The sequence below is a fragment of the Pedobacter sp. 10L46_2 genome (genome assembly GCF_056395165.1).
This window is the reverse complement of record NZ_JBFTIZ010000078.1, coordinates 1-24682: the sequence shown is the minus strand read 5'-3', so window position 1 is coordinate 24682 and position 24682 is coordinate 1. Positions and strand designations below refer to the sequence as shown.

Here is a 24682-nt window from a genome sequence, read left to right as displayed (position 1 = left end):
CAGGGGGATGGTTGAATAGCGTGAAGGTTTGCCTTGGTTTCCTTGAGCTTGCTTTAGCGTTGAAATTCCTTTCTGCTGCCGATTTGGTTTGGCATTGGGAATGGTTCGACCGTGAGGTGTTCCTGGTGCTGTGGATCGTGATTTTCTTCTTAATGGGTATTTACTTATTGGGGAAACTCAAGTTTTCGCACGACAGTGATCTGCCATATGTATCGGTACCACGATTATTCCTTGCCATACTTTCGTTTTCGTTTGCCATTTACATGGTGCCTGGTTTATGGGGGGCGCCGGTAAGCGTTTTAAGTGGACTTGCACCGCCAATGAATACTCAGGATTTTATCCTTAACGGGAACGGCTCATCGCAATCAAAAGTGGATACCGAGTTTCCTTCTAAAGTGAAATACGATGATGTATTTAAAAAACCAATTGGTTTTACTCCGTTTTTTGATCTGGAAGAAGGCTTAGCTTATGCTAAAAAGGTAAACAAGCCTGTTATGATAGATTTTACAGGCTGGGCATGTGTGAACTGCCGCAAAATGGAAGATAAAGTATGGATAGATGCCGAGGTAGGACGTATAATTAACGAATACGTATTAATACAGCTTTATGTAGATGAGCGCAAAATTAAAATGCCGAAGGAAAAAGTTCATTATTCGGAGATTCTGAGAACAACAACAGATGATCTGGGCAAGTGGAACGGTGATTTCCAGGCTACAAAATATGGATCTAACTCTCAGCCTTTCTATGTATTGGCAGGACATGATTTAATTCCCTTAGTTAAACCACAGGGGGCGATTTTTGATGCAAAAGAATATGCTGCATATTTACAAAGTGGTTTAGATAAATTCAAACAAGCTGAAAAACCAAATGAATAAGATTAAAAACATAGGTGTATTAACATCTGGAGGCGATGCTCCCGGAATGAACGCTGCAATACGAGCAGTAGTAAGGGCAGCAATTTACTACGATTTACAAGTTACTGGTATTTTAAGAGGCTACGAAGGACTGGTGAATGGCGACTTTATTGAAATGGACCGTAAGTCGGTAGCAAATATCATTCAACGTGGAGGAACGATTTTGAAAACGGCAAGGAGTGATTCATTCCGAACCAAAGAAGGAAGGCAACAGGCGTACGATCAATTAAAGAAAAATAACATAGACGCATTAATTGTTATTGGTGGTGATGGTACTTTTACGGGAGCAGATTTGTTTACACACGAATTTGATTATCCTGTTATAGGTTTGCCTGGAACTATTGATAATGATCTGGAAGGAACTGATTTTACAATAGGTTATGATACTGCAATTAATACCGTTATTAATGCTGTAGATAAAATCAGAGATACTGCAGAATCTCATGACCGTTTATTTATTGTTGAAGTGATGGGCCGTGATTCTGGTCTTATTGCTTTAAGAAGTGGAATAGGGGTAGGTGCTGAGGCGATTATGATACCTGAAGCAAATATGGGTATTGATGGTTTGGTTACCAGACTTGAGACCGGACGTAAGGATAAGGCATCGAAAATAATTATTGTTGCCGAAGGTGATGAGATCGGTGGCGGCTTTAATGTTGGCGAGGTTCTTAAAGAGAAATTTCCGGCGTATGACATCAGGGTTTCTGTACTGGGCCATATTCAGCGTGGAGGTAAGCCAAGCTGCATGGATAGAGTTTTGGCTAGCCGCTTAGGTGTGGTTGCTGTAGAGGGGATCTTAGCCGGACAGACAGGCGTAATGGTTGGACAAAAGAATAAAGAGATTGTTTTTACGCCATTTAATCATGCTATTAAGCATATTGATGCAAAAGAAATAAGTCCTGCCTGGTTAAAACTGGTAGAGATATTGTCACTATAATAAACAAAGGCCCTAAATTTTAGGGCCTTTGTTTATTATTCTATTACTACAGCGGTTCCTGTTGCAGCAACCATTAACATGCTGCCGCCGCTACCTACTGTTTCATAATCTAAATCTACTCCGATTATGGCATTTGCACCCATTGCGGCTGCGTATTGCTGCATTTCATTAATCGCAGTATTTTTACCTTCTCTTAATACTTGTTCATACGATCCCGATCTGCCTCCAACGATGTCTCGTATTCCGGCAAAAAGATCTTTAAAAATATTGGCACCGATAATGGTTTCGCCACTTACAAGGCCTATGTATTTAACTACTTTTTTGCCTTCTACTGAATTGGTTGTTGTAATTAGCATCTTTTAATTGGTTTTTAGGTTTGATGATGATTTTGTGGATTTGTTACAGTAATTTATCCAGAACCTGCTGCCAGGTATCTACACGCTCGTAATCTTTTAACAGTAAGTTGTGTGGCGAAGAGAATAATAGTTTCCGGCCTTTAAAACCAGCGAAATTTTTAGCCCTGTCATCAATCATTACATCTACATCAACAATTTTATCACCGCAGAACATGATGTTTCTCCAGGTAATAAAAGGAAAATGTTCTGCCAGCCAGTCAAGTTTATCTTCAAGAGAGTTTCTAAATTCTGTTGCTGCCGAAACGATATATATATCATGATGTTCCTGTAATTTTTTTACAGCTTCTACACTTCCTTCAATAAGCGGAAGGTCTCTAAAAAAGCCCTTTTCATTAATATAATCGAACCATTTATTGTTAATATGCTCGGGCATATGATGGTAAACTTCATTTCCCGGTTCAATAATCAAGTCGAGCGGGATTCCGTAATCCCGGTTATAAAGGTGTATAAATTTGTGTATCGGATCGGCTAAAACCTCGTCCATGTCTATGGCTATTCTCATTTGTATATCGTTTGCTCCAAATATCTTTAATTGGGGAGACAGTTATGTTAAATGAATTTAAAATTATTGCATCTTGTTAATCATTAGTATTTTACTTACTTTTGCAACCCCGCAAGCACGAAGCTCCGGGAACTATGTTGAATACATAAACTAAAAGAGAAATGGCAACTAAAATCAGATTGCAAAGATTCGGTAAAAAAGGTAAACCTTTTTTCCACGTTGTGGTAGCGGATTCCCGCTCACCAAGAGATGGTAAATTCATTGAGCGTTTAGGTTCATACAACCCAAACACCAATCCAGCTACTATCGATCTTAACTTTGACAAAACTTTAGACTGGGTAAACAAAGGTGCTGAACCTACGGATACTTGTCGTGCTATCCTTTCTTACAAAGGTGTTTTATACAAAAAACACTTAGAAGGTGGTGTTAAAAAAGGTGCGTTAACTGCAGAACAAGCGGAAGCTAAATTTGCTGAATGGTTAAGCGCTAAAGACGGTAAAATTGAAGGCAAAAAAGAGGGCTTAACTAAATCTAAAGATGAAGTTAGAAAAGCTGCTCTAGCTGCTGAAGCTAAGAAAAATGCTGACCGTGCTGCTGCCCTTGCAATTAAAAATGCACCGGTAGAAGAGGTTGTAGAAGAAGAAGTTGTTGAAGAAGCTCCAGTAGCTGAAGCTGCAACTGAAGAAGCTCCGGTAGCAGAAGAAACTCCTGCAGCAGAAGCTACAGAAGAAAGCAAAGAAGAAGAAGCATAGTATTTTTGTTATTCTGAATAATAGCGAAGAATCTTTTATATGATTTCTTCGCTATTTTTTTATTTAAAGGTTTTATGAAAGGCTGATCTTCATTTCCGTCATCTCGACGATAGGAGAGATGACGGAAGCTGAGGTGATGGTACTGTAGGAATACAACAAGACCAAAAATTAACGATACACCAATGAAAATAGAAGAAGCGTTTTATATAGGATACATTACCAAAACAAAGGGATTAAAGGGAGAGGTTCAGCTGTTCTTTGAATATGATGAGCCTGAATTACTGGAACTTGATGTGATTTTTGCTGATATAAATGGCAAAATGGTGCCTTTCTTTGTATCGTCTTATAAGCTTCAGACTAATAATACAGGGAATTTCTATTTTGACGACATCGATCATATAGACAAGGCCCAGCCTCTGTTAAGAAAAAAGGTATATCTGCCTTTAACAAAAATGCCAGATCGTTCTGATGAAGATTTTCATTATAATGATTTAAAAGGCTTTGTTGTTTTTGATGAAACACATGGGGAGCTTGGCGAAATTATTGAGGTAAATGAATACCCTCAGCAATTTGTTGCAACGGTAGCCTATCAAAGTAAGGAAATCCTGTTTCCTTTGAATGATGATATGATTGTTGAGATTGATGAGGATGAAGGCACTATGCTTGTTGATTTGCCCGAAGGCTTATTAGACATATATATCAATCCTTAATTTTATCTTTGCACCATGCGTTTTGACATTATAACTGTTTTGCCGGCTCTTTTGGATAGCCCTTTTGCCCACTCTATTTTGCAACGTGCTCAAAAGAAAGGTATTGCTGAGATAGTGGTTCATAACCTTAGAGATTATGCCACGAACAAGCAAAAAAGTGTAGATGATTATCCTTATGGTGGTGGTAGCGGCATGGTGATGTCTATTGAGCCTTTTGCCAGGTGTATAGAAGGGCTAAAGGCTGAACGTGATTACGATGAAGTAATTTTTATGAGCCCGGATGGGGTGACTTTTAACCAGACGATTGCAAATGAATTATCGGGCAAGGGCAACATTATGATTCTATGTGGTCATTACAAGGGCATAGACCAGCGCGTAAGAGATTTATTTGTAACACGTGAGATTTCTATCGGAGATTATGTTTTGTCGGGAGGAGAGCTTCCTGCAGCAGTTTTGGTTGATGCCATTGTAAGGCTTATTCCTGGTGTTTTGAATGATGAGACATCGGCTTTGTCTGATAGCTTCCAGGGAGAGCTACTGGATGCTCCTGTTTATACGAGGCCGGCTGACTGGAACGGACATAAAGTTCCTGATGTGCTATTAAGCGGTCACGAGGCAAAGATTAATGAATGGCGCCATGATCAGGCTTTGGCCAGAACACAACAACGTCGCCCTGATTTACTCGAAGACTAGTTTCCTTTGCTCAGGAGCGAAATAATTTTATCCTTATCTTTTATTTGATCTTTTAATGCGGTAAGCATCTCTTTGCAATTTTTCAAATTGCTCTTTAGATCGGTATACTCTGCTTTTTGATCGCTTACAAGGCTTTCTACGCTTTTGTTGCTGTACGGTATTACTGTTGTTTGAAAAAACGTGGCAGGCGGTACGTCAAGGACCTTTGAAAGGGTTATAATGTCATTATATTTTATTGATCCCCGGGTTAAACTCAGCTTCAGGCCATCAAAGGTTTTGTCCATTTTTTCAGCAAGCCAGGTCATGGATCTGCCTTTTTCTTTGAGTAGCTCATCGACTATCCGCTTTAATGCCATAAAAAAATTCGTATAAATTTGGCTAACACTTAAAATATTTGGTGTATTTATGCTATAAAATTATGAATAGCATTACATTTTTTTGATAAAAATACAAAAAATAAGTATAACCAAATTAAACTAACGTAAGTATGAAAAAAGTAAAGATCAGCGACAGTGCACCGAGGAAGTACAAGATTAACGAGTGTTTGCTAAAAAGATCGATCGGCCACCGCCGCGAAGCGATTAGAAAACTGCCCAAATATTTAAGCATCTCACTCAACACGCTTCATAATTATCGGAACATTCTTTTTAGTGATTCTCAGGATATTCCTCATGAAATTGTGGTGCTGTTTGAGCAATTATTTGAACTGCAGACAGGAGGATTGCTGAATAAGCCAATAAGAGGTAAAACGCTTGATGAGCTGATAAATACTGAACTACAGCAAAGTAGGGAATGATGTGTAGAATAAATTCAAAAAAACTGACTAACTGACAAGATTATATCATGAAAGAACAAAGAAAATATAAAATTGATGAAGCAATAAGAAAGTTAAACTTACCAAATTATAAGGCAGCACTAAGGATTATCCCACGTGAACTGGGAATTGCTTCTAATACTTTTCATAATTACAGGAAGCTAAAAGTTACGGATAAGGCAGATATTCCTTACGAAATGGTAAGAAAACTTGAGATTATGTTTCATATGAAAATAGGGGAGCTGGCCAACTCAAAAATTTGTTGTCAGGACTTAAGCGTGTTGATAATGGAATATAATAGCTCTGAGTCTGTTAGCGCCTAGCGAATAGTACTGGATACATGCTATTTACAGACGCTTTACCGGTCTAATTATTTATCTGAAAAATGAGTAGATTTGCTTTTGAATATGTGGAAATAATAAAGAATGTGGAAAAAAACAAAAATCGCTTTTATTTCTAAAATAAAATTCCTAATATTGCAGTCCGATTTTAAACAACAAAAAATCGGCTTAATAGCTTAAAATCATGGATTTAGTAAAATTTGTTGAAGAGCAGGTAATCGCAAAAAATGAGTTTCCTGCATTCAAATCAGGAGATACAGTGAGTGTTCACTATAAAATTCGCGAAGGTAATAAAGAACGTATTCAAATTTACCAAGGTGTAGTATTACAACGTAATAGCGTTGGTGCTAATGAAACGTTTACCGTTCGTAAAATGTCTAATGGTGTTGGTGTTGAACGTATCTTCCCGATAAATTCTCCAAACATCGCTAAAGTTGAAGTTAACAGTCACGGTAAAGTTCGCAGATCGAAATTATTCTATCTACGTGAGTTAACTGGTAAAGCAGCTCGTATCAAATCTAAAAGAGTTTAATTTCTTTAGAAAAAGCATATTAACCTTCCCGATTGTATCGGGGAGGTTTTTTTGTTTGCCCCGAAACCACTCTGTTCCGAGTAAATTATTACGATTTATCATTATTTTAATGATGTATCGTAAATGCACAGTTGCTTTTATCTAAGTTTGCTGTAACTAACTTATCGGATTTAACTAAATGCCTCATTATACCCGCTAAAGGTATAACGATGTTGTCAGTTTAATTCTGGAACTAACTGGAACATTGATGAAAGAACTATTAAAAAAATTTGAGGATAAACGACCTGAGATTGTTTTTGAGTGGAAAGACAAGGAATCTGAAGCCGAAGGCTGGGTAGTTATTAATTCACTACGCGGCGGTGCTGCGGGTGGAGGTACCCGAATGCGTAAGGGGCTAGACAAGAGAGAGGTTGAGTCTTTAGCAAAAACAATGGAGGTGAAATTTACCGTTTCGGGCCCACCTATAGGCGGAGCTAAGTCCGGAATTAATTTCGATCCTGCAGATCCAAGAAAAGCGCAGGTTCTTGAAAGGTGGTATAAGGCTGTAATGCCTTTGCTAAAAAGCTATTATGGCACCGGAGGCGATTTAAATATTGATGAAATTCATGAGGTTATCCCTATAACTGAAGATTATGGCTTATGGCATCCGCAGGAAGGGGTGATCAATGGGCATTATCAGGCTAGAGAGAATGAGCGCATTCATCAAATTGGTCAGTTACGCTATGGCGTTTCAAAGGTTCTTGAGGACTTGAACTACACTCCGGATATTAAAAGAAAATATAAGGTAGCTGATATGATTACAGGTTACGGTGTAGCAGAATCAATTGGCCATTTTTATAAGATCTGGGGAGGTGAGCTGGCAGGGAAAAAAGCAATTATTCAGGGTTGGGGTAATGTTGCTGCTTCGGCAGGATATTATCTGGCTCAAAATGGCGTAAAAATTGTTGGAATAATTGATCGTGTTGGTGGACTGATTAACACTAATGGCTTTACTGCCGAGGAAGTTATTGGTCTGTTTAACAACAGAACAGGCAATACGCTGATAGCTCCTTCGTTGTTGTCTTTTGAAGATGCCAATAAGGAGATATGGGACATCGGGGCAGAAATATTTGTTCCCGCTGCAGCCTCGCGTTTGGTAAAGCAAGAGGAGGTAGATCAGTTGATAATTGGTGGGCTTGAAGTGATTGCCTGTGGTGCAAACGTACCTTTTGCGGATAAGGAAATTTTCTTTGGCAGCATTATGGAACATGCGGATAATCACGTTGCTGTGATTCCTGATTTTATTTCTAATTGCGGTATGGCCAGAGTATTCGCATATTTAATGCAAAGAAATGTTGAAATGAGTGATGATGCTATTTTTTCCGATGCATCTGAAGTAATATATAAAGCAATGAAGGCTGTTTATAAGCACGATACAGCTAAAACCGGCTTGTCTAGAACGGCCTTTGAAATCGCACTAAAACAATTGGTATAAACTATGGATATTAATATTTTCGATCAGGTATTTTGGGGGAACACAGTAAAGCAATACTGTCTTTTTGGAGGGTTCATTTTATTGGGCCTGATTTTTAAAAGACTGGTATCTCGTCTGTTTAGTCTTTTGATTTTTACAGCATTTAAAAAATTTGCTGAAAATATTAAAGACGACACATTTGTATCGCTGCTTTTAAAGCCTATCGAATCTTTCATTACGTTTTGTACATTTTACCTTGCCGTAAATCAATTAAAATATCCTTTAGATGTTATCGTATGGCACAAGGCGAAATCTAAGCTTGAGGTGACTATAGGGGACTGTATCGATAAGATATTTTTGTTCTTCATCATTCTATCTATATTCTGGATTATTTTAAGGATAATCGACTTTATAGCGCATGTTTTAAAGTATAAGGCATCGTTAACCAATAACAAGGCTGATGATCAGTTAATTCCATTTTTAAAAGAGCTAACAAAAACTTTAATCTGCTTTTTAGGCTTCTTTGTGCTGTTGGGTTTTGTTTTTGAAATCAACGTGCTAACATTAATTACGGGATTAGGCATTGGAGGTATAGCTATAGCCCTGGCAGCTAAAGAGAGTTTAGAGAATTTAATAGGCTCTTTTACGATATTTCTGGATAAGCCCTTCACTGTAGGGGATGTGGTTAAGGTTGATGGAATTGAGGGAACGATAGAAAAGGTTGGCTTTAGGAGCACCTGGCTGATAAGTCCGGATAAGACAACAATTGTTATCCCGAACAGGGCAATGATTGATGGAGTACTGGAAAATGTTACTTTAAGGAATTACCGACGGGTAAACTTTCAGATAGGACTAACCTATGAAACGAAGAGTGAAGACGTAAAAAACATTGTAAATGCCATTAATGAATATTTAAATGGAAATGCCAATACAAAAGACGGGTATGCGACCTTTGATAATTTCGGCGATTTTGCATTACATGTACAGGTTGTGTATTTGGTGATAAATATGGAGCACAGCCAGTACGTTAAGGTAAAAGAAGAAATTAACTTTAAGCTGATTGAAATAGTAGAGCGGTATAAATCTGAGTTCGCTTACCCAACACAACGGTCGGTATCGGATGCTCCTGCTATTGAAAATAAGGGATAAAAGAGGGTTCTGGTCGTCATCTCGACGATAGGAGAGATGACGGGGTTCCCGGCTAACTATGAGGATACCAAATTCTTTAAGAAAGTTCAGCCAAAACGGTAATACCGCCTTTTACGACCTGATCGAGCTCAAGATTAACTTTGGTGCCAATTGGTAAAAATATATCTACTCTTGAACCAAATTTAATAAAGCCGAATTGTTCAGACTGCTCAACATTATCCCCCTCTTTAACATACCAAACAATGCGTCGGGCAAGTGCGCCTGCAATTTGTCTGAATAATACCGGAGTGCCATTTTTGTGTTCTACGACAACGGTTGTACGTTCGTTTTCTGTTGATGATTTCGGGTTCCATGCAGCAAGGTATTTGCCCGGATGGTATTTGAAGAATTTAACTACCCCAGAAATAGGGTTTCTGTTGATATGTACATTTACAGGCGACATAAATATGGATACCTGTAATCTTTTGTCTTTAAAATACTCGCCTTCCTGAGTTTCTTCGATCACTACAACTTTACCGTCGGCAGGGCAAATTACCAGATTATCACCCGTTGTAAAGTTACGGCTGGGGTTTCTGAAGAACTGTAGTACGGTAATAAACAGTGCAAAAGAAAAAATATAAATGAACCACCTTAACCAGGTAATGTCTGCAAATTTATAGTCAACAACTGCATTAATTATAAAGATGAAGAGTAGTGAGCTATAGTGGTATATCCTTCTTTGTGTATGGTCATTCTTGTAGAAATATGTTTGGTGCAAAATTGGGAAAAAAATATCGGATTACGGTAAAAGAGGAGCAACAGTTTTGGCTCTGTAGATATCAGTAAGGTTTCTTCCGAGACCATTATAGTCTAGTCCGTAGCCCACAACAAATTCATTACTGAGTTCGAAGCCTACATATTCCAGTTCTTCAATTGGGCGTTTTAGGGCAGCTGGTTTTAATAAAAGGGAACAAACTTTAACAGATGCAGGGTTTTGTTTATATACTTCAGCAAGTATATAACTGAGGGTAAGTCCGGTATCAACAATGTCTTCAATCAGAATAACATCTCTATCCTTTAGGTCGTTAGGCAAACCAAAGGTCTCCCTGATGTTACCACTGCTTTCTGTGCCCTCATAAGACGAGACTTTGATAAACCCGACTTCGCAGGATATGGTAATCTCTTTTAAAAGATCGGCCATAAACAAAAAACTTCCGTTCARAACGCCAATAAATATAGGGCAACGATTCTCGTAATCTACATTTATTTGGATGCCGATTAAGCGGGTTCGCTTAGCGATATTGTCATTTTGAATTAAGATTTCGAATTCTTTATCTTCTATTTGAATTTTGTTCATAGTTACGAGATTAACCAATAAGAGGGCGGCTGTTAGTTTTCTTTTTTCTGCTTTTCGAGCTCCTCTTCCAGGGCTTTTTCTTTTCTTCGCTGCTCTCTTTTTTCTTCTCTTAGTTGTTTCCGGGTTTTCTTCACTGTATCAACAGTTATATTCGGTTTTGAAATAGAATCTTTCTTTGCTTCTCCGCCAAATAACCGGTCAAACAGATTTTTAGAGGCATCATGTGTTTCTATTGCAGGTAGAGGGTCATCATTGTCAAAAGCATTTGTATCAATGGTGGTGGTGTCTGGCAATAAATATTGTCGTAGTCCTTCTCTTAGATGTACGTTATAGAAGCCATAACCGCTGGTATCAGGAGGAGTTAACCCTCTTTTGGCCATAATGTTCCCGATGTATTTAAAGTACGGATACATATAGTCTTTGAGGCCACCATCACCTCTGAACTTATATAAGGCTATTTTAGGTCGGGGAACTATATTTGCAAGGAATATGCCTTCTCCAATATTTAGGTCTGACGGTCTTTTTCCAAAATAATGTCTTGTAGCTTCACCGATACCGTAAACATTCTGCCCCATTTCAATAATGTTAAAATAGACTTCTAGCATTCTGTTTTTAGTAATAAGGTGGTTGTTTTCTATAAGCCAAACAATTAATATTTCCTCTGCTTTGCGGGCAAGGGTTTTTTGTCGACTTAAAAAAATGTTCTTAACCAATTGCATCGAAATGGTACTGCCACCACGAACAAACCTTTTCTCTTTAAAGTTTACTGCAAAAGATTTGCGAATCGATTCCTGAACGAACCCTTTATGTGTAAAGAAAGAAGGGTCTTCGGAGGTTAATATTGCATTTTTAAAGTTGCTCGAGACCTCTGAAAGCGGGGTGTAATTAGGATTGGAAGGGCCTATCATGATATCCCGCATCGGCTTTCCGCGCTCGTATGGTGTGTATATAAAGTCTTTATTAATTTTCTGCAGATTAGTTTTACCTAATTTTAAGATCTTAAAGTTTGCAGGTGTTAATCCCGAGTAAAACTTAACACTATCAGGCAAAGAGCTGTCAAGATAAAAGTCAAGATCGTACTTAAGCTTCCCGCTCACTTTTAATCCTTCCAGCGATTCGAATAGTCCATGCGGAAAAGAGTTGAAAAGCTCCTGGGCATCTTGCTCCGGAGCACGAACTTTTACCTCATAGATCTTGTTAGGAGATAGTGTATATTTTAAGTATGGGTGTATCGTCGCATTTTTTAAAAGAATTGTTGAAGAGCTATCCAGTGCAAGGTAGTTTTCTCCGATAAGCATATCGGCATTAATCTTTGCATCGGGGACAACGATATCATTGGACGCAATTTTTGGATGATTGATAAGTAAGTTCTTTACCGACCATGAGCCTTCTATTTTGAAAGCATCGCCACTATAGTCTGCATTTTTCATCTCTGTTCTGACGGTGTCAAAGCTAAACTTAGCGTGCAGTTTATCATTAAGATATTGAAGCTGAACAGGACCTTTGTCTGCAAACAGCATCACATCGAGCTGTTTTTTCCCCGGCTTTAATTTCCCGTTTATATGCCAGGTTGCGTCTTTATCATTTACAAGTATTGTAGAGGTTAGGTCGCCATCGTCTATTGTTGCGGTGGTGGTTAAGAACTTTAAATGGGCGGTGTCGTTATCATTAACGGCTAACATCAGGTTTTTAACCTCCATGTTGTCCGGTATTTTATAAAGAAACTGATTAAGTAGGTTGTGGGCTAAATCACCAAGATCTACCTTAGATTTTTTCTCTGTACTATCTTTCTTTTTACGTTTTAGAATGAAGTCGAGATTGCTAAGTGAATCTTTAAATACAATATTTATTTTGCCGGTATTTAGGGTAACTTCAGATAATTTTACATTGCCAACAATTAAGGGAAACAGTTTTACACCTACAGTTAGATCATTGATGGTGGTTAAGGTATCTCTATCTTTAGGTACAATTGTAATATTGGTCATGTGAACGGTACTAAGACCACTAAAGCCAGCCGTTCCAATTTTAATATTCAGATTAAAGTCTTTGTCGGCCTTGGCAATTGCTTTGGCCATCATTGTCTTTAGTAAAGCTTCTCTTTTGTTGTAAGCAATGGCACCAACCGTAATGCAAACCACTAGAAAACAGCCTAAAACCCACGCTCCTATCTTTATGTATTTTTTAGGGATATTAATTTTTGGAAGATGCATGCTGTAGAATAAAATTTTTATTGCTAAACGTTAAATACAAATGTTTATTTCGTGTTAAAATTACACTAAAAACGCTAAAGTCAATTAAAATTATTCACCCATTTGCAATAATGTAACGAAGAGCCATGAATGCTTGGGGAGTTTTAGTTAAATTTGTAACAATGATTATTAGCCAAGAACAAGTCCTTGCTGCCTTGAGAAATGTTGAAGACCCTGACCTTAAGAAAGATCTGGTGACTTTGAACATGATCAAAGACTTAAAAATAGAAGATAAGAACGTAAGTTTTACCTTAGAACTGACGACTCCTGCATGTCCTATGAAGGATATGCTTAAGAATGCCTGCCTTAACTCGATTAAACATTTTGTTAGCCAGGAGGCAGAGGTGACTATCAATATTACTTCGAGGGTAACCAAGCCAATGGATAGCACCCAGTTAAAAGACATTAGAAATATCATTCTGGTTTCATCTGGAAAAGGTGGTGTAGGGAAATCGACTGTTGCAAGTAACCTGGCCGTGTCTTTAGCTGCTGATGGAGCAAAGGTTGGCCTGATAGATGCGGATATTTACGGGCCATCTGTGCCTACAATGTTCGATCTGGTTGGTGCAAAGCCAAGTGCGAGGGAAACGCAAGACGGTAAAACGCTGATCTTGCCAATTGAAAAGTATGGTATAAAATTACTGTCGCTAGGTTTTTTTGCAGATCCTGATCAGCCAGTGCCATGGCGCGGACCGATGGCTTCGAATGCAGTAAAGCAGTTGTTTAATGATGCCGATTGGGGTGAGCTTGATTACCTGATCGTAGATCTTCCTCCGGGTACCGGAGATATCCACATCACCATTACGCAAAGCTTTCCAATTACCGGGGCTGTAATCGTTACCACTCCTCAGCAGGTGGCTTTAGCTGATACCAGAAAAGGGTTAGCTATGTTTAAAATGCCGGGCATCAATATTCCTGTTTTAGGAGTTGTCGAAAATATGGCTTATTTTACACCTGAAGAATTGCCAGAGAATAAGTATTATATTTTTGGTAAAGATGGAGGTAAAGAATTGGCAAAATCTTTTGATGTGCCGTTTTTAGGTGAAATTCCAATTGTACAAAGTATTGCAGAAGCAGGAGATAATGGAGCGCCTATAGCCTTAAATACAGAGAGTGTGCTTTCTGGAGCATTCGCAGAAATAGCAGGAAAAGTAGCGCAGCAGGTAGCTATAAATAATGCACAAACTGCTAATTGCTAAAAATTTACTATTTTTATACTTTAATAAAATATAACCAATGAATTTAACAGAACAAGTAGAGCAGGCACTAGAGACCATTCGTCCGTATTTAATAGCGGATGGTGGAGACGTTGCGATTGAAGAGATTACGCCGGAGAATGTAGTTAAATTAAAATTATTAGGTAACTGCGGATCCTGCAAAATGAGCTTTATGACAATGAAAGCGGGCATTGAACAAGCAATTATGAAGGCAGTACCACAAATTACTTCAGTAGTAGCTATAAATTTAGCTGAGCCAGTATAAACGATTTAACACTATTTAACTAGCCGTTTTACCAAATACAGCTAATTTTGTAACATGAAGTATTCGTTCACCTTAATATTGCTTCTTTTCGTTTCCTCGGTATTTGCACAGCAAATAACTACGGATAAGAAATTGATCCAATTTTCCGGAATTATTACCGATGTGGATAGTAATACTGTTGTGCCTTACGTTACGGTTACAAATTTATCAAACAAGGAGCAGCGTTATGCGGCCAATTATAAGGGCTTCTTTTCTTTTATCGCCCATCCCGGAGATACGATTTTGTATACTGCAGTAGGTTATAAAGATTTGCTTTTAGCTGTTCCCTCTGTAATTAATGATACTAAGTACACGGCTATGATTAAGCTGAAAGCTGAGATCATCAACCTTCCTACCGTTCGGGTTTATCCCTGGGCAACTGTGGAGGAATTTACGAGAGACTTTATGTCTATGAAGATAGCAGACGATGATTACGCTATCGCTGCTAAAAACCTTTCACAAGAAAGCCTGTCTGGTTTAATGCAAACCCTTCCAAGAGATGGTGGAGAAATTCAGAGCACGAATTTCAGGACAAATCATGAAAGGTCGCTAAACAAGAACATGGTTCAAACGAATCCTTTGCTTAATCCATTTGCATGGGGTAAACTAATGCAGTCTATCTTTAAGGGAGATAAGAGTAGAAGCGCCGATAATTAGCGCTTTTTACCTTTGTGTTGATTAGGGAAACGCATCTTATAATCGGCCTTTATATTGCCTTTAGAAATTGCATCTAACTTACTTTGAAGCATTCTTTTACGCAATAATCCTAATTTATCTGTAAATAAAGTGCCTTCTATATGGTCGTATTCGTGTTGAATAACACGAGCAGGCATACCTGTAAATTCTTCGGTATGAAGCTCCCAGTTCTCATCATAATATTCAATAAGAACATTTGGTTTACGGGTCACATCTTCTCTGATGTCAGGAATACTTAAGCATCCTTCATTAAAAGCCCATGGTTCTCCGGTTTCTTCCAGAATTTCAGCATTGATAAATACCTTTTTAAAACGGTTTTTATCTTTTTCATCGGCGCCAGTATCCACAATAAACAGGCGTATTGGTAACCCAATCTGAGGGGCTGCCAAGCCAACACCGCTTGCATTATACATGGTGTCGAACATATTGGTGATTAGCTGTGCCAAATCCGGGTATGTCTCATCAATTGGAGCGCATACTTTTTTCAAAACCGGATCTCCGTATGCTACAATGGGTAACTTCATTCTGCAAAAATACAAATATTACCCTAAAGGATAAAAAGTTAGCGCACTAAGATTACTTTCATCTAATATTTCATTGGTAATATTACCAATATCTGTTGTTGATACTGCCTGTATCTTGCTGAAAACGGTTTCGAGATCATCTATTTTATCGTAGTCGATAAGGCTTTTGGCCATAGAAATAATGAGTCCGATTCGGTTTTCTTCGCCCAGGGCAATCTGTCCGATGAATTTATTCTTAGCTTTTTGGAGTTGTACTTCGCTGAAGTGATTATCGCGAAGCTTTTTCAGTTCTTTAAAAATAAGCGCACTTGCCTTATTTACTTTTTCCTTATCAGTGCCAAAATAAAGGGTAAAAATACCTGTATCACTTAATGGACTATAGCCAGATTCAATGGTATAGGCAATTCCATACTTTTCTCTGATTTGAAGGTTCAGGATAGAGCTCATTCCATTGCCCCCAAGAAGGTTGTTTAATAATAACAGACCTGTTTTATAAGGGTGATGTAAAGAGTAAGCCTGAGAGCCTAGCATTGCATGGGCTTGCTGGATTGGCTTATTGAATGTTTTAGTAACAACAGGAGCCTTTAATGGGGTTTCTCTGGTTGATGTATGCAGGTTAGCCGGGATTTCCGAATAGTGTTTTGCGCCAACTTTTACAACCTTATTTAAAGAATAATTGCCCAATACCGCAATTACCATCTTATCTGTATGATAGTTTTCTTTTATAAACTGATGAATGTCTTTCTGAGTGATTTTGCTTACGCTTTCTGTTGTCCCCAGTATATTGCGTCCAAGTGCGTGTCCCGAAAATACCAAATCCTCAAAATCGTCATAAATAGCTTCTTCAGGCTGATCGAGGTAGGAGGCTATTTCATCCAGTATCACACTTTTCTCTTTATCCATTTCATCTTCAGGAAATGTAGAATGAAAAACGATATCGTTAAAAAGCTCCAGGGTTCTGTCCAGATAGGGGTTTAGAAATGAAGCATGGATGCATGTATACTCTTTTGTGGTATAGGCATTTAAGTCTGCGCCAACACTTTCAAGTCTATTTAATATTTGATTTGTACTGCGCTTTTCGGTACGCTTAAAAATCAGGTGCTCAATAAAATGGGCCAGTCCTGGATTTTCATCGTTCTCATCTCTGGAGCCACTATTAATAATAATACAGGCATGAGATATTGCTGATGCAGATGGTACATGAAGTATGCGGATGCCATTAGGCAAGGTGTGAACGTTGTATTCCATTAATTGTGCAAAGATACAGAGAAATATATCATGCGATTATAATTTTTCTGTGTCCGGATAGTTCAGGTTTAGGACCTCAATAATAGCCTGTTTGTTTGGCCTTGCTGATAACAGGAGCATAAAGAAAACCACTCCGGCAATCAGAAACACAATGTTGCCACTTACCAGAAACCCAACAATATTTAACAGTGCCGGAAGTTCGAATAGAGCTGTGCGCATTAAAAAAGCCACTTGATATTTATTGATCTTGTCATCTGCAGAAAGTCCATGAAGATTAGATAATTGCTTTTTGAACAGGAACTGCCCTAATGCAATTGAAACAAGACCAATCAAAGGGAATAGCGGGAAGAATATATCATTCTGATTCAAATCAGCATCCAGGTAAAGACGATCTTTAACGGTTAGATACGAGGTGGCTGCCATTAAAACGATGGCCAGGCAGAATGCAAGATGTATGGTTTGCATTGCTTTTAATTTGGAAGAGTTCATTCTTAAAGCATTAAGTTAGCTCAAGATAACGATTTCTTTAGAAATTACCACTGGCGCCACCACCTCCAAAGTCTCCACCACCAAATCTGGTATTTTCGCCCTGAGGCTGGGTGCCAGAGAAAGTTTCAGATACAATGAGTGATTCTACTTTTAGCTTGTCCATAAAATTCCCGTCTTCTAAATCTTCATAGGTAAAGCCGTGTTTAGGTGTTTTAAGGTATTTCATTACCATATAACAAATCCCCAACAGGATGATCCCGACAATGCTAAGCGCACCTTCAATTGGCATGAGATGGTAGTAGTTTCTGAAAGTAAATGCTGCTGCCGCTACTAGGATCAGGCCTGTTCGTAATATGATTACGTCTTTGTTTTTTATTCCAAGCCCTAAATAAATAAAAGGGATAAGGATAGTCCATGCCCAGAAGAAAAATCCAAAGGGAACAGGAGCCGGTTCTGCGCTATTGTATATGCCTTCGCTAGCAGGGCTAAGCGATTGTACCACGTAATAATTTCCTGCCAGATATAAAACAAGCAAACTTACAATTTGAACTACATATAAACAGCTGGTGTAATAGAGGCTAGCTTTTTTTCCGATACTCCGTTTGGATAAAAAATAAATTCCTGAACAGACGATCATCATTAAAAAGGGCATGGTTGCCATTCCCCATGAAAAAAGGTCTTTCCAAACGAAAAAGATAGTGGCAATAAGCGCTAAAAGGCCTATTGCTGTCATTAACATATCTGTAAAGCGGACAGCATAGAACAGTGCTAATAAACATAAAAAGAATGAAATTCGTGAATAAGGGAAATTATTGCTTACATCTGCTTGTAGTATAATAAATGCAGTTAAAACCAGTCCTCCTGAAATCCACATTAAGGCATCATCAACTCCTGATTTAAAATGATTGCTTTTTCTTACCATTAGCTCGAGAGCGATGTAAGTAAGAATCCCCACAAAAAAAGAAAAGCCCCATTTGTCAATAACATTCGTGTCGCTTACCATAAGCATCAGTAATCCAATGGAAAAGGAAACAATGATGCAGGTTAGAATAAACAGACCTATTCTGATAAAAATATTAGGAGAATAAAATCCTACAGGATGTTTATCCTCTATTTCCTTTTGCTCGTTAATACTTATTGCTTCTGCTTTACGGGCCTTTTGTGCTTCTTCTCTAATTAATAAATTAGCCAGCCAAATGTTGTTATAAATAATCATACGGCTTTAATTTTCTTGTTGAGGTTAATTAATAGAAATATAATACCAATTGCAGAGGCAATAAAATACATAAACGAAAGGGTGATTGATGCATCATCTTTCATCGCGAAAAGCCCCCTTACTACGAGGGTGCTAATGGCTATATAAGTATAGATAACAACCAGTAACAAGAAGTAGAAAGACTGATGTTTCATGGCATCTTTATAAATGTAGAAGGCCAGTGCAAACATGGCAACCATGAATAGAAATGAAAAGGCCGAATCATAATAAAAGAAGTAGCCTGCTAATAGCGATATAAAGGAAAGGTGTACACCGAAATGTTGGTAAGTAAACCTGAAGTGCTTTTTAAAGTTAAAATAGACGCTCAGGTAGGCAGCAAGAAGTAGTAATAATCCTAGAAACAGATAAGTATATATAACGGTCTGACTATTAAAATCAGCGTTTAACAGCAATTGCTTTGGGGTTACAGATACGCCCATCCAAATGGCTAGATTGGTAATTCCCATGGCTAAAATACCCAGATGATCAAACTCATAGGCAATATAAAACAATGCAACCATCGGGATGAAAGTTGCCATTCCGTAGTTGGTGCCAAATACGGTATACTGGAACTGCAAATAACCAACAAATGATAAAAAGCTAAGGCAGCCCAGAAGGAGGATATAATCAAAAAATGAGTTCGGAGATTTTATCAATTCTTTGCTAAAGGGCTTCTTATTTTTGAAGCAATAAAAAAAACATCCGCCACTGATGGCAGCAATGATCAATAAAATGACCTGATGGCCAATTGTATCTATGTTTTTATAGATGAGAATACCCATGCCGGAACTTAACAGCATAACACCTAGGTAAAGTAAAGTTTTTATCTCCCAATGCAAGGAAAACAATGTAGTTCGGGAGGCATTTTTGACCTTTTCGAATGATTCTTCGGAAATACTGCCTTCTTCAAAAAGCTTTTTAAAAAATTCAATGTTCATTGGTTGAGATGTTGATCATAGGATACTCAAGTATACAAAAAAGATGTCGTGTAAATGTTACTTACTGTCAATTTGACAACAAAAAGTAATTTGGAACATCCATTGATAGTGAGCCTATGTACTTAAAAATGAGTTAACATATGAGCATAGAAGAAAAAGGAACGATATCCATTCACACGGAGAACATTTTCCCAATCATCAAGAAATTCCTGTATTCCGATAACGAGATCTTTTTAAGAGAACTTGTTTCAAATGCCGTTGATGCGGTACAAAAAATTAAACGCTTAGCAGCCCTTGGTCAGTATAGCGGAGAGCTGGGTAACCCTTTAGTAGAGGTTGCTGTTGACAAAGAAAAGAAGACCATTACCATTACCGATAATGGTTTGGGGATGACTGCCGAAGAGATCAAAAAATACATCAATCAGGTCGCGTTTTCGGGAGCAAGTGAGTTTGTAGAGAAATTTAAAGACGCCAAAGATGCTAATGAGATCATTGGTAAGTTTGGTTTAGGCTTTTATTCGGCCTTTATGGTATCTGATTTGGTAGAGATCCAAACACTTTCTTATCAGGAAGGCGCAGAGCCGGCAAGATGGGTTTGCGATGGCAGTACCGAGTTTGAAATTACTGCAGGCAGCAAAACAACACGCGGCACTGAAATTATCCTCCACATAAATGCAGAGTCTGAGGAGTTTTTAGACAATCACAAAATAGAAGAGATTCTTGATAAGTATGGCAAATTTTTACCTGTACCCATTAAGTTTGGAACAAAAACAGTTCAGGAGCCAGATGGTGAAGATGAAGAAGGAAAACCAAAAACTATAGGAGTTGAGGTTGATAATATTATCAATACAACCAATCCGATCTGGACTAAGGCGCCTGCAGATTTGTCAGACGAAGACTATCTTGCATTTTACAAGCAATTATATCCATTCTCTGAAGATCCATTGTTCTGGATCCATTTGAATGTAGATTATCCTTTTAACTTAACCGGAGTATTGTATTTCCCTAAAGTGAAAAATGATTTTGATATGCAGCGCAATAAGATCAAGTTGTTTTCGCGCCAGGTATTTATTACCGATGAGGTAAAAGATATTGTGCCGGAGTTCTTGATGTTATTACATGGTGTTATTGACTCACCTGATATTCCTTTGAACGTTTCAAGAAGCTTTTTACAGGCAGATAGTAATGTTAAAAAAATCAACAGCTATATCACTAAAAAAGTTGCTGATAAACTTCAGGAGCTGTTTAACAAAGACCGTAAAGGATATGAAGAAAAGTGGGGAGATATTGGTCTGTTCGTAAAATACGGAATGGTAAGTGAAGAGAAATTTAATGACAAAGCAAAAGATTTTGCATTACTTACAAACACCAAGAACGAAAACTTTACGCTTGATGAGTATCGTGAAAAAGTTAAAGATTTCCAAACTGATAAAAACGGACAGGTAGTTTATATCTACTCAAACGACCCTTCAAAACAAGATAGCTTTATTCAATCGGCCAACAAAAAGGATTACGATGTGTTGTTGATGAATTCTGCTATTGATAATCACTTTGTTAGTCACCTGGAGCAAAAGCTTGAAAAAACTGCTTTAAAGCGTGTAGATTCGAGCGTAGCTGATAAATTAATTGAAAAAGGCGATGCTATTGAGTCTGTGCTTACTGAGGAACAAAGTAAAACGGTGTCGAGCATTTTTGAAAAAGCAATAACGAAACCAGGCATGCACGTAGAGGTGGTGGGCTTAAATCCGGATGAATTACCTGTTACGGTAACTATGGATGAGTTTATGCGTCGTATGAAGGACATGGCACAAATGGGTGGCGGAATGGGCTTCTATGGCAATATGCCCGACAGTTATAAGGTTGCTATTAACGGAAACCATAAATTGATTGGAAAGATCCTTAAAACAGATAACGAGGAAGAACAGAGCCTGCTTGCTAAACAAGCGGTGGATTTAGCTTTGCTTGCTCAGGGAATGTTAACAGGAGCAGAATTAACAGCTTTTGTAAGCAGAAGCGTTGAGCTGATCTAGGCTTTTAAATCTATAATGTATTTATATCCCGCCATGAATTTTTCATAGCGGGATATTTATTTTTAAGGCTGGTGTAGCGTTTTGACGGTCAGAGTCGTTTTAGTGAAAAAAAGTGTTAATGGCCATTAACCATTTAGTTTATTAATCGTAAAAAACAACCCTTAAAAAGATAGTACATTATGGAAATTTCAAACAAATTTAAAGCGATATCGAAAACACTTATTGCTGCGGTTACCATCTCAGCAGTATTGGTGTCTTGTTCAAAGGATAAGATAGACTATACACCACAACCGATATCTGCTATGGATGTTATCCATGCTTCTCCAACTACTGAAAAATTAGATTTTTATATTGGAGATACCAAGGTAAACAACGATGATTTTGCTTACACCAACAGAATTGACTATAAGCAAATTTATTCAGGAGAGAGAGACGTAAAAATCACCAAAAAAGGATCTTCTACCAGCGTTTTAACAGAAAAATTAAAATTAGCCGATCAAAAGGCATATTCACTTTTCATTATCGATTCATTTGATAAAGTAAAGTTCTTGTTGGTTAAAGATTCTGTTACCATGCCAGGTGCCGGTAAAGCGAAACTTCGTTTCATAAACCTTAGCCCTGACGCTCCTGCATTAAGTTTATCGATAGTTGGAAAAGATGTGCCAGTAGCTACTAATAAACAATTTAAAGAATATAGTAACTTTGAAAGTGTTGATGCTGGTGATAAAGTATCATTCAAAGTTAAAGACGCTGCCGGTGCTGATGTTGCAACGTTGGCTGATCAAAAAATTGAGAACGGAAAAGTTTATACCATTTGGGTAAAAGGACTTAAGGCAGCTACAACAGAAGAAATGAAGGTTGGAGCAGCTATTTTTACTCACTAACAATAAGATTTAATAAGCCGGCCTGCAATTTAAGTCGGCTTAAATTAAATTTATTTGGTTTGCTGTACGCTATATGATATGATTATAAGAAGAATTCTTAATTGTGCTGAAGAAGAATGCTCGGGCTTGAGGATATTATAGCGGGGTGTTTGAAGAATGACAACAAGAGTAAAGAGATGATCTATAAATCATTCTATGGCTATTTAATGGGCGTTGTTTTGCGTTATGTTAACGATAGAAATGACTCGGAAGAGCTTGTAAATGACAGTTTTATAAAGATTTTTAAAGGAATAACGCAATTTAGTTTTCCAAAAGATAACACCGAATTACAAAAGGCCTTTAAGGGCTGGATAGCAAGAATTTCATCAAGAACAGCAATAGATTTTTTAAGAACAAAAAGGACATACTTGTATGTTGATGATATTAGTGAGGATCAGCAACCGCTTACACAAGTCAATGCTGTGTCGCAATTAAATGTGCAAGACATTTTAAAGCTGCTTAATCAATTGCCGGAAACACACCGGCTTATTTTTAATATGTATGAAATTGAAGGTTTTTCGCACGATGAGATATCGAAAATGTTGAACATTCCAGAGAGCTCAAGCAGGGTATACCTTACACGAGCCAAGAATAAGTTGAGGGACCTGTATTCTAAAACATTAATTAATTCATATGCAACCAATTGAACATATGAAAGGATCTGAAGATGAGTTAATAGCTCATATAAAGGAAAGTCTGACAGGGCATGAGGAGGAGTATGTTCCGGGCTCATGGGAAAACTTCAATCAAATTGAAGGGAAAAGGAATGCAAAAGTATTATGGTTGTGGCGCTTAAGCAGCGCGGCGGCAGTAATACTTATTGCCGGTGCAGCAATTATACTTTTCACCAACAAAACAACAGATGTATTGCCTGTACAAAACGTACAACATAAGCAAAAGGAAACACCTGCCCCTTCTGTAAAAATTGAAGAGAACATTGTACAAGAAGCAGATTTGCCGATAGTGGAGAAGGAACATGAGCAATTAGCTGCGGTAAGAGAAAGCAATAATATATCTGTTTATACCGCTGCTCAAGAGCCTTTAAATACCCTTTCGGCCTCCTCTACAGAAGCAATTGCTGAAAAATCCAATCCCGTTGTTGTACCTTCGGTTCGCGTTCCAGATACTAAGCAAGAGATTGTTAAAACAGAAACGAAACCAATAGCAACGGAAAATAAAACCACTCTTTTCCAGGAGTTTCTAAACAATGAAACCAAAAAGAATCAGGGAGAAGTGCTGGCAAAATCATCGGCTCCCCGAAAAGAAGACAAATGGGAAATGGGACTTGTTGTTTCGCCATCATTTGGAAATACAAAAAAACTCAACATGGGTTATGGGGTAAGTATGGGATATGCTTTATCAGACAAAATCTCCTTAAACTCCGGCGTATCATATAGCGAAATGGCCGCATCAAGAAGCCTGCCTGCTCCTGTAAGTACCGCTATTGCTGGCGAAAGTAAAAATTTAGAATCAATAGAGGCTAAGGTAACCGGTATAGATATTCCGCTTGAACTGAAGTACCGTTTAAGTAAAAACCTGTATGCCAATGTTGGAGTATCTGCATTTGCCGTAATTAATCAGAAACAGAGCAACAGTTACATTCAGGAAAAATTGGTAGAGCGTGCTGTAAGTTCTGGTGGTGATGGATTGGCGGAGCTTAAGACATTTGCCGTAAATGAAAGGGTAGTAGAACCAGCACAGGATTCTGAAATTAAAGATGGAAGGTATATCGGATTCTATAATTTTTCATTTGGCTATAAACAAAAGATATCTAAAAATAAAGCCGTATCAATAGAACCTTTTATGAAAGTTCCAATGAAAGAGGTTTCTAAAGAGAATTTGCGATTAATAGGCACAGGCGTAAGACTTAAGCTGGATTTTTAGCGTTTATTTTTAAACGCGTAACTTTGCCTGGCTATGAAAGAGATGATGACGAAGAAAAATATTGTTAATGCGGTCTTTATAGCATTGTTTCTGGTGATTTTATTTGTTCCTTCGGCCAAGGCATTTCTAATGCAGGGCTTAATGGAAATCGGGTTGTTCAAACCTAAAACAGCACCAATAGCAAAGGGAACACCTCCGGCAGATTTGTCGGGAATTAAGTTCGAAGACAAGACCGGGAAGGTTACAGACCTCGGCTCATTAAAGGGCAAAGTAATTTTTATTAATTTCTGGGCTACCTGGTGCCCTCCGTGCCTGGCAGAAATGCCATCTATCAACAAGCTTTATGAACAATACAAGAATGATAAGGATGTTGTAT

General features: G+C 38.0%; 28 protein-coding genes and 1 pseudogene. 18 read left to right on the top strand and 11 right to left on the bottom strand.

All coding sequences use genetic code 11. The features are described from left to right. Window positions 1-875: thioredoxin family protein (locus AC1DDX_RS11150; protein ID WP_477622044.1), on the top strand; the 875-nt coding region annotated here is incomplete at its 5' end. After that, window positions 868-1851: a 6-phosphofructokinase gene (gene pfkA, locus AC1DDX_RS11145; RefSeq protein WP_172662360.1), complete on the top strand. Its 984-nt coding sequence runs from the start codon at window positions 868-870 to the stop codon at window positions 1849-1851. The genes AC1DDX_RS11150 and pfkA, both read left to right, overlap by 8 nt. A 35-nt stretch (window positions 1852-1886) precedes the next feature. On the opposite strand, the gene AC1DDX_RS11140 is transcribed toward pfkA, so the two are convergent. Both AC1DDX_RS11140 and AC1DDX_RS11135 read right to left on the bottom strand, forming a co-directional pair. Further along, window positions 1887-2207: a YbjQ family protein gene (locus tag AC1DDX_RS11140; protein ID WP_048908115.1), complete on the bottom strand. Its 321-nt coding sequence runs from the start codon at window positions 2205-2207 to the stop codon at window positions 1887-1889. 43 nt (window positions 2208-2250) lie between these two features. Beyond that, complete coding sequence (locus AC1DDX_RS11135; RefSeq protein WP_246269689.1) at window positions 2251-2769, bottom strand: 5' nucleotidase, NT5C type; 519 nt, start codon at window positions 2767-2769, stop codon at window positions 2251-2253. A 161-nt stretch (window positions 2770-2930) separates the two neighbouring features. Here AC1DDX_RS11135 and AC1DDX_RS11130 point away from each other — a divergent pair, with 161 nt between their 5' ends. The 3 genes from AC1DDX_RS11130 to trmD all read left to right on the top strand — a co-directional run bounded on the left by AC1DDX_RS11130 (window position 2931) and on the right by trmD (window position 4924). After that, window positions 2931-3521 carry a 30S ribosomal protein S16 gene (locus tag AC1DDX_RS11130; protein ID WP_172662361.1) on the top strand — a complete coding sequence of 197 codons (591 nt, stop codon included), beginning with the start codon at window positions 2931-2933 and terminating at the stop codon, window positions 3519-3521. Window positions 3522-3703: 182 nt separating this feature from the next. Beyond that, window positions 3704-4231 (top strand): ribosome maturation factor RimM, encoded by a 528-nt coding sequence (rimM, locus tag AC1DDX_RS11125; protein WP_048908112.1) that lies wholly within the window; start codon window positions 3704-3706, stop codon window positions 4229-4231. Between the two features lie 15 nt (window positions 4232-4246). Further along, the gene (trmD, locus tag AC1DDX_RS11120; protein WP_172662362.1) at window positions 4247-4924 is read left to right on the top strand and encodes a tRNA (guanosine(37)-N1)-methyltransferase TrmD; all 678 of its coding nucleotides are present in this window, start codon (window positions 4247-4249) and stop codon (window positions 4922-4924) included. Here trmD and AC1DDX_RS11115 read toward each other — a convergent pair. Beyond that, on the bottom strand, window positions 4921-5280 hold the full coding sequence (locus AC1DDX_RS11115) for a hypothetical protein (protein ID WP_172662363.1): 360 nt from the start codon (window positions 5278-5280) through the stop codon (window positions 4921-4923). The two genes, trmD and AC1DDX_RS11115, sit on opposite strands and share 4 nt — an antisense overlap. A gap of 131 nt (window positions 5281-5411) precedes the next feature. Between AC1DDX_RS11115 and AC1DDX_RS11110 the strand changes: the two genes are divergently transcribed. The 5 genes from AC1DDX_RS11110 to AC1DDX_RS11090 all read left to right on the top strand — a co-directional run bounded on the left by AC1DDX_RS11110 (window position 5412) and on the right by AC1DDX_RS11090 (window position 9213). After that, complete coding sequence (locus AC1DDX_RS11110) at window positions 5412-5720, top strand: hypothetical protein (protein ID WP_337717082.1); 309 nt, start codon at window positions 5412-5414, stop codon at window positions 5718-5720. A gap of 47 nt (window positions 5721-5767) precedes the next feature. Beyond that, complete coding sequence (locus AC1DDX_RS11105; protein WP_172662365.1) at window positions 5768-6061, top strand: hypothetical protein; 294 nt, start codon at window positions 5768-5770, stop codon at window positions 6059-6061. Window positions 6062-6263: 202 nt separating this feature from the next. Continuing rightward, window positions 6264-6611, top strand: a complete 348-nt coding sequence (rplS, locus tag AC1DDX_RS11100; RefSeq protein WP_048908108.1) for a 50S ribosomal protein L19 — start codon at window positions 6264-6266, stop codon at window positions 6609-6611. A gap of 247 nt (window positions 6612-6858) precedes the next feature. Further along, window positions 6859-8085 carry a Glu/Leu/Phe/Val dehydrogenase dimerization domain-containing protein gene (locus tag AC1DDX_RS11095; RefSeq protein ID WP_172662366.1) on the top strand — a complete coding sequence of 409 codons (1227 nt, stop codon included), beginning with the start codon at window positions 6859-6861 and terminating at the stop codon, window positions 8083-8085. A 3-nt stretch (window positions 8086-8088) separates the two neighbouring features. Next, window positions 8089-9213, top strand: coding sequence for a mechanosensitive ion channel family protein (locus AC1DDX_RS11090; protein WP_288881364.1), 1125 nt, complete (start codon window positions 8089-8091; stop codon window positions 9211-9213). 76 nt (window positions 9214-9289) lie between these two features. Here AC1DDX_RS11090 and AC1DDX_RS11085 read toward each other — a convergent pair. The 3 genes and pseudogenes from AC1DDX_RS11085 to AC1DDX_RS11075 form a co-directional block, all read right to left on the bottom strand. Then, window positions 9290-9945: pseudogene (locus AC1DDX_RS11085) on the bottom strand (phosphatidylserine decarboxylase family protein). Window positions 9946-9991: 46 nt separating this feature from the next. Continuing rightward, window positions 9992-10549 (bottom strand): hypoxanthine phosphoribosyltransferase, encoded by a 558-nt coding sequence (gene hpt / locus AC1DDX_RS11080; protein WP_337717084.1) that lies wholly within the window; start codon window positions 10547-10549, stop codon window positions 9992-9994. A 32-nt stretch (window positions 10550-10581) separates the two neighbouring features. Then, window positions 10582-12759: a transglycosylase domain-containing protein gene (locus AC1DDX_RS11075; protein WP_172662370.1), complete on the bottom strand. Its 2178-nt coding sequence runs from the start codon at window positions 12757-12759 to the stop codon at window positions 10582-10584. A gap of 161 nt (window positions 12760-12920) precedes the next feature. On the opposite strand from AC1DDX_RS11075, the gene AC1DDX_RS11070 reads away from it, so the two are divergent. Genes AC1DDX_RS11070 through AC1DDX_RS11060 form a run of 3 tightly spaced genes read left to right on the top strand, consistent with a single transcriptional unit; the run spans window position 12921 to window position 14976 of the window. Further along, window positions 12921-13997, top strand: a complete 1077-nt coding sequence (locus tag AC1DDX_RS11070) for an Mrp/NBP35 family ATP-binding protein (protein ID WP_172662371.1) — start codon at window positions 12921-12923, stop codon at window positions 13995-13997. A 37-nt stretch (window positions 13998-14034) separates the two neighbouring features. Next, complete coding sequence (locus AC1DDX_RS11065; protein WP_048908103.1) at window positions 14035-14280, top strand: NifU family protein; 246 nt, start codon at window positions 14035-14037, stop codon at window positions 14278-14280. A gap of 54 nt (window positions 14281-14334) precedes the next feature. Further along, window positions 14335-14976 carry a peptidase associated/transthyretin-like domain-containing protein gene (locus AC1DDX_RS11060; protein WP_172662372.1) on the top strand — a complete coding sequence of 214 codons (642 nt, stop codon included), beginning with the start codon at window positions 14335-14337 and terminating at the stop codon, window positions 14974-14976. Here the strand turns inward: AC1DDX_RS11060 and def are convergent. From def to AC1DDX_RS11035, 5 genes are read right to left on the bottom strand one after another with little or no spacing between them, the layout of a single operon-like run. After that, a complete protein-coding gene (gene def, locus AC1DDX_RS11055) occupies window positions 14973-15539 on the bottom strand; it encodes a peptide deformylase (protein WP_048908101.1) in 567 nt (188 codons plus the stop codon). The two genes, AC1DDX_RS11060 and def, sit on opposite strands and share 4 nt — an antisense overlap. Window positions 15540-15557: 18 nt before the next feature. Beyond that, window positions 15558-16787, bottom strand: coding sequence for a M16 family metallopeptidase (locus AC1DDX_RS11050; protein ID WP_337717085.1), 1230 nt, complete (start codon window positions 16785-16787; stop codon window positions 15558-15560). 36 nt (window positions 16788-16823) lie between these two features. Further along, window positions 16824-17276, bottom strand: coding sequence for a hypothetical protein (locus AC1DDX_RS11045; RefSeq protein ID WP_172662374.1), 453 nt, complete (start codon window positions 17274-17276; stop codon window positions 16824-16826). 37 nt (window positions 17277-17313) lie between these two features. Then, complete coding sequence (locus tag AC1DDX_RS11040; RefSeq protein ID WP_172662375.1) at window positions 17314-18492, bottom strand: hypothetical protein; 1179 nt, start codon at window positions 18490-18492, stop codon at window positions 17314-17316. Then, window positions 18489-19469: a DUF2157 domain-containing protein gene (locus AC1DDX_RS11035; protein WP_337717087.1), complete on the bottom strand. Its 981-nt coding sequence runs from the start codon at window positions 19467-19469 to the stop codon at window positions 18489-18491. Before AC1DDX_RS11035 ends, AC1DDX_RS11040 begins: the two co-directional genes overlap by 4 nt. A 140-nt stretch (window positions 19470-19609) precedes the next feature. Here AC1DDX_RS11035 and htpG point away from each other — a divergent pair, with 140 nt between their 5' ends. The 5 genes from htpG to AC1DDX_RS11010 form a co-directional block, all read left to right on the top strand. After that, entirely contained in the window at window positions 19610-21499 is a 1890-nt protein-coding gene (gene htpG / locus AC1DDX_RS11030) for a molecular chaperone HtpG (RefSeq protein ID WP_337717089.1), read from the top strand. 179 nt (window positions 21500-21678) lie between these two features. Then, complete coding sequence (locus tag AC1DDX_RS11025) at window positions 21679-22383, top strand: DUF4397 domain-containing protein (RefSeq protein WP_172662377.1); 705 nt, start codon at window positions 21679-21681, stop codon at window positions 22381-22383. Between the two features lie 149 nt (window positions 22384-22532). After that, window positions 22533-23069: an RNA polymerase sigma factor gene (locus AC1DDX_RS11020; protein ID WP_235207316.1), complete on the top strand. Its 537-nt coding sequence runs from the start codon at window positions 22533-22535 to the stop codon at window positions 23067-23069. Further along, on the top strand, window positions 23056-24306 hold the full coding sequence (locus AC1DDX_RS11015; RefSeq protein ID WP_172662378.1) for a porin family protein: 1251 nt from the start codon (window positions 23056-23058) through the stop codon (window positions 24304-24306). Before AC1DDX_RS11020 ends, AC1DDX_RS11015 begins: the two co-directional genes overlap by 14 nt. 33 nt (window positions 24307-24339) lie before the next feature. Beyond that, window positions 24340-24682, top strand: a 343-nt coding sequence (locus AC1DDX_RS11010; protein WP_477622043.1) for a TlpA family protein disulfide reductase, incomplete at its 3' end; no start/stop codon positions are given.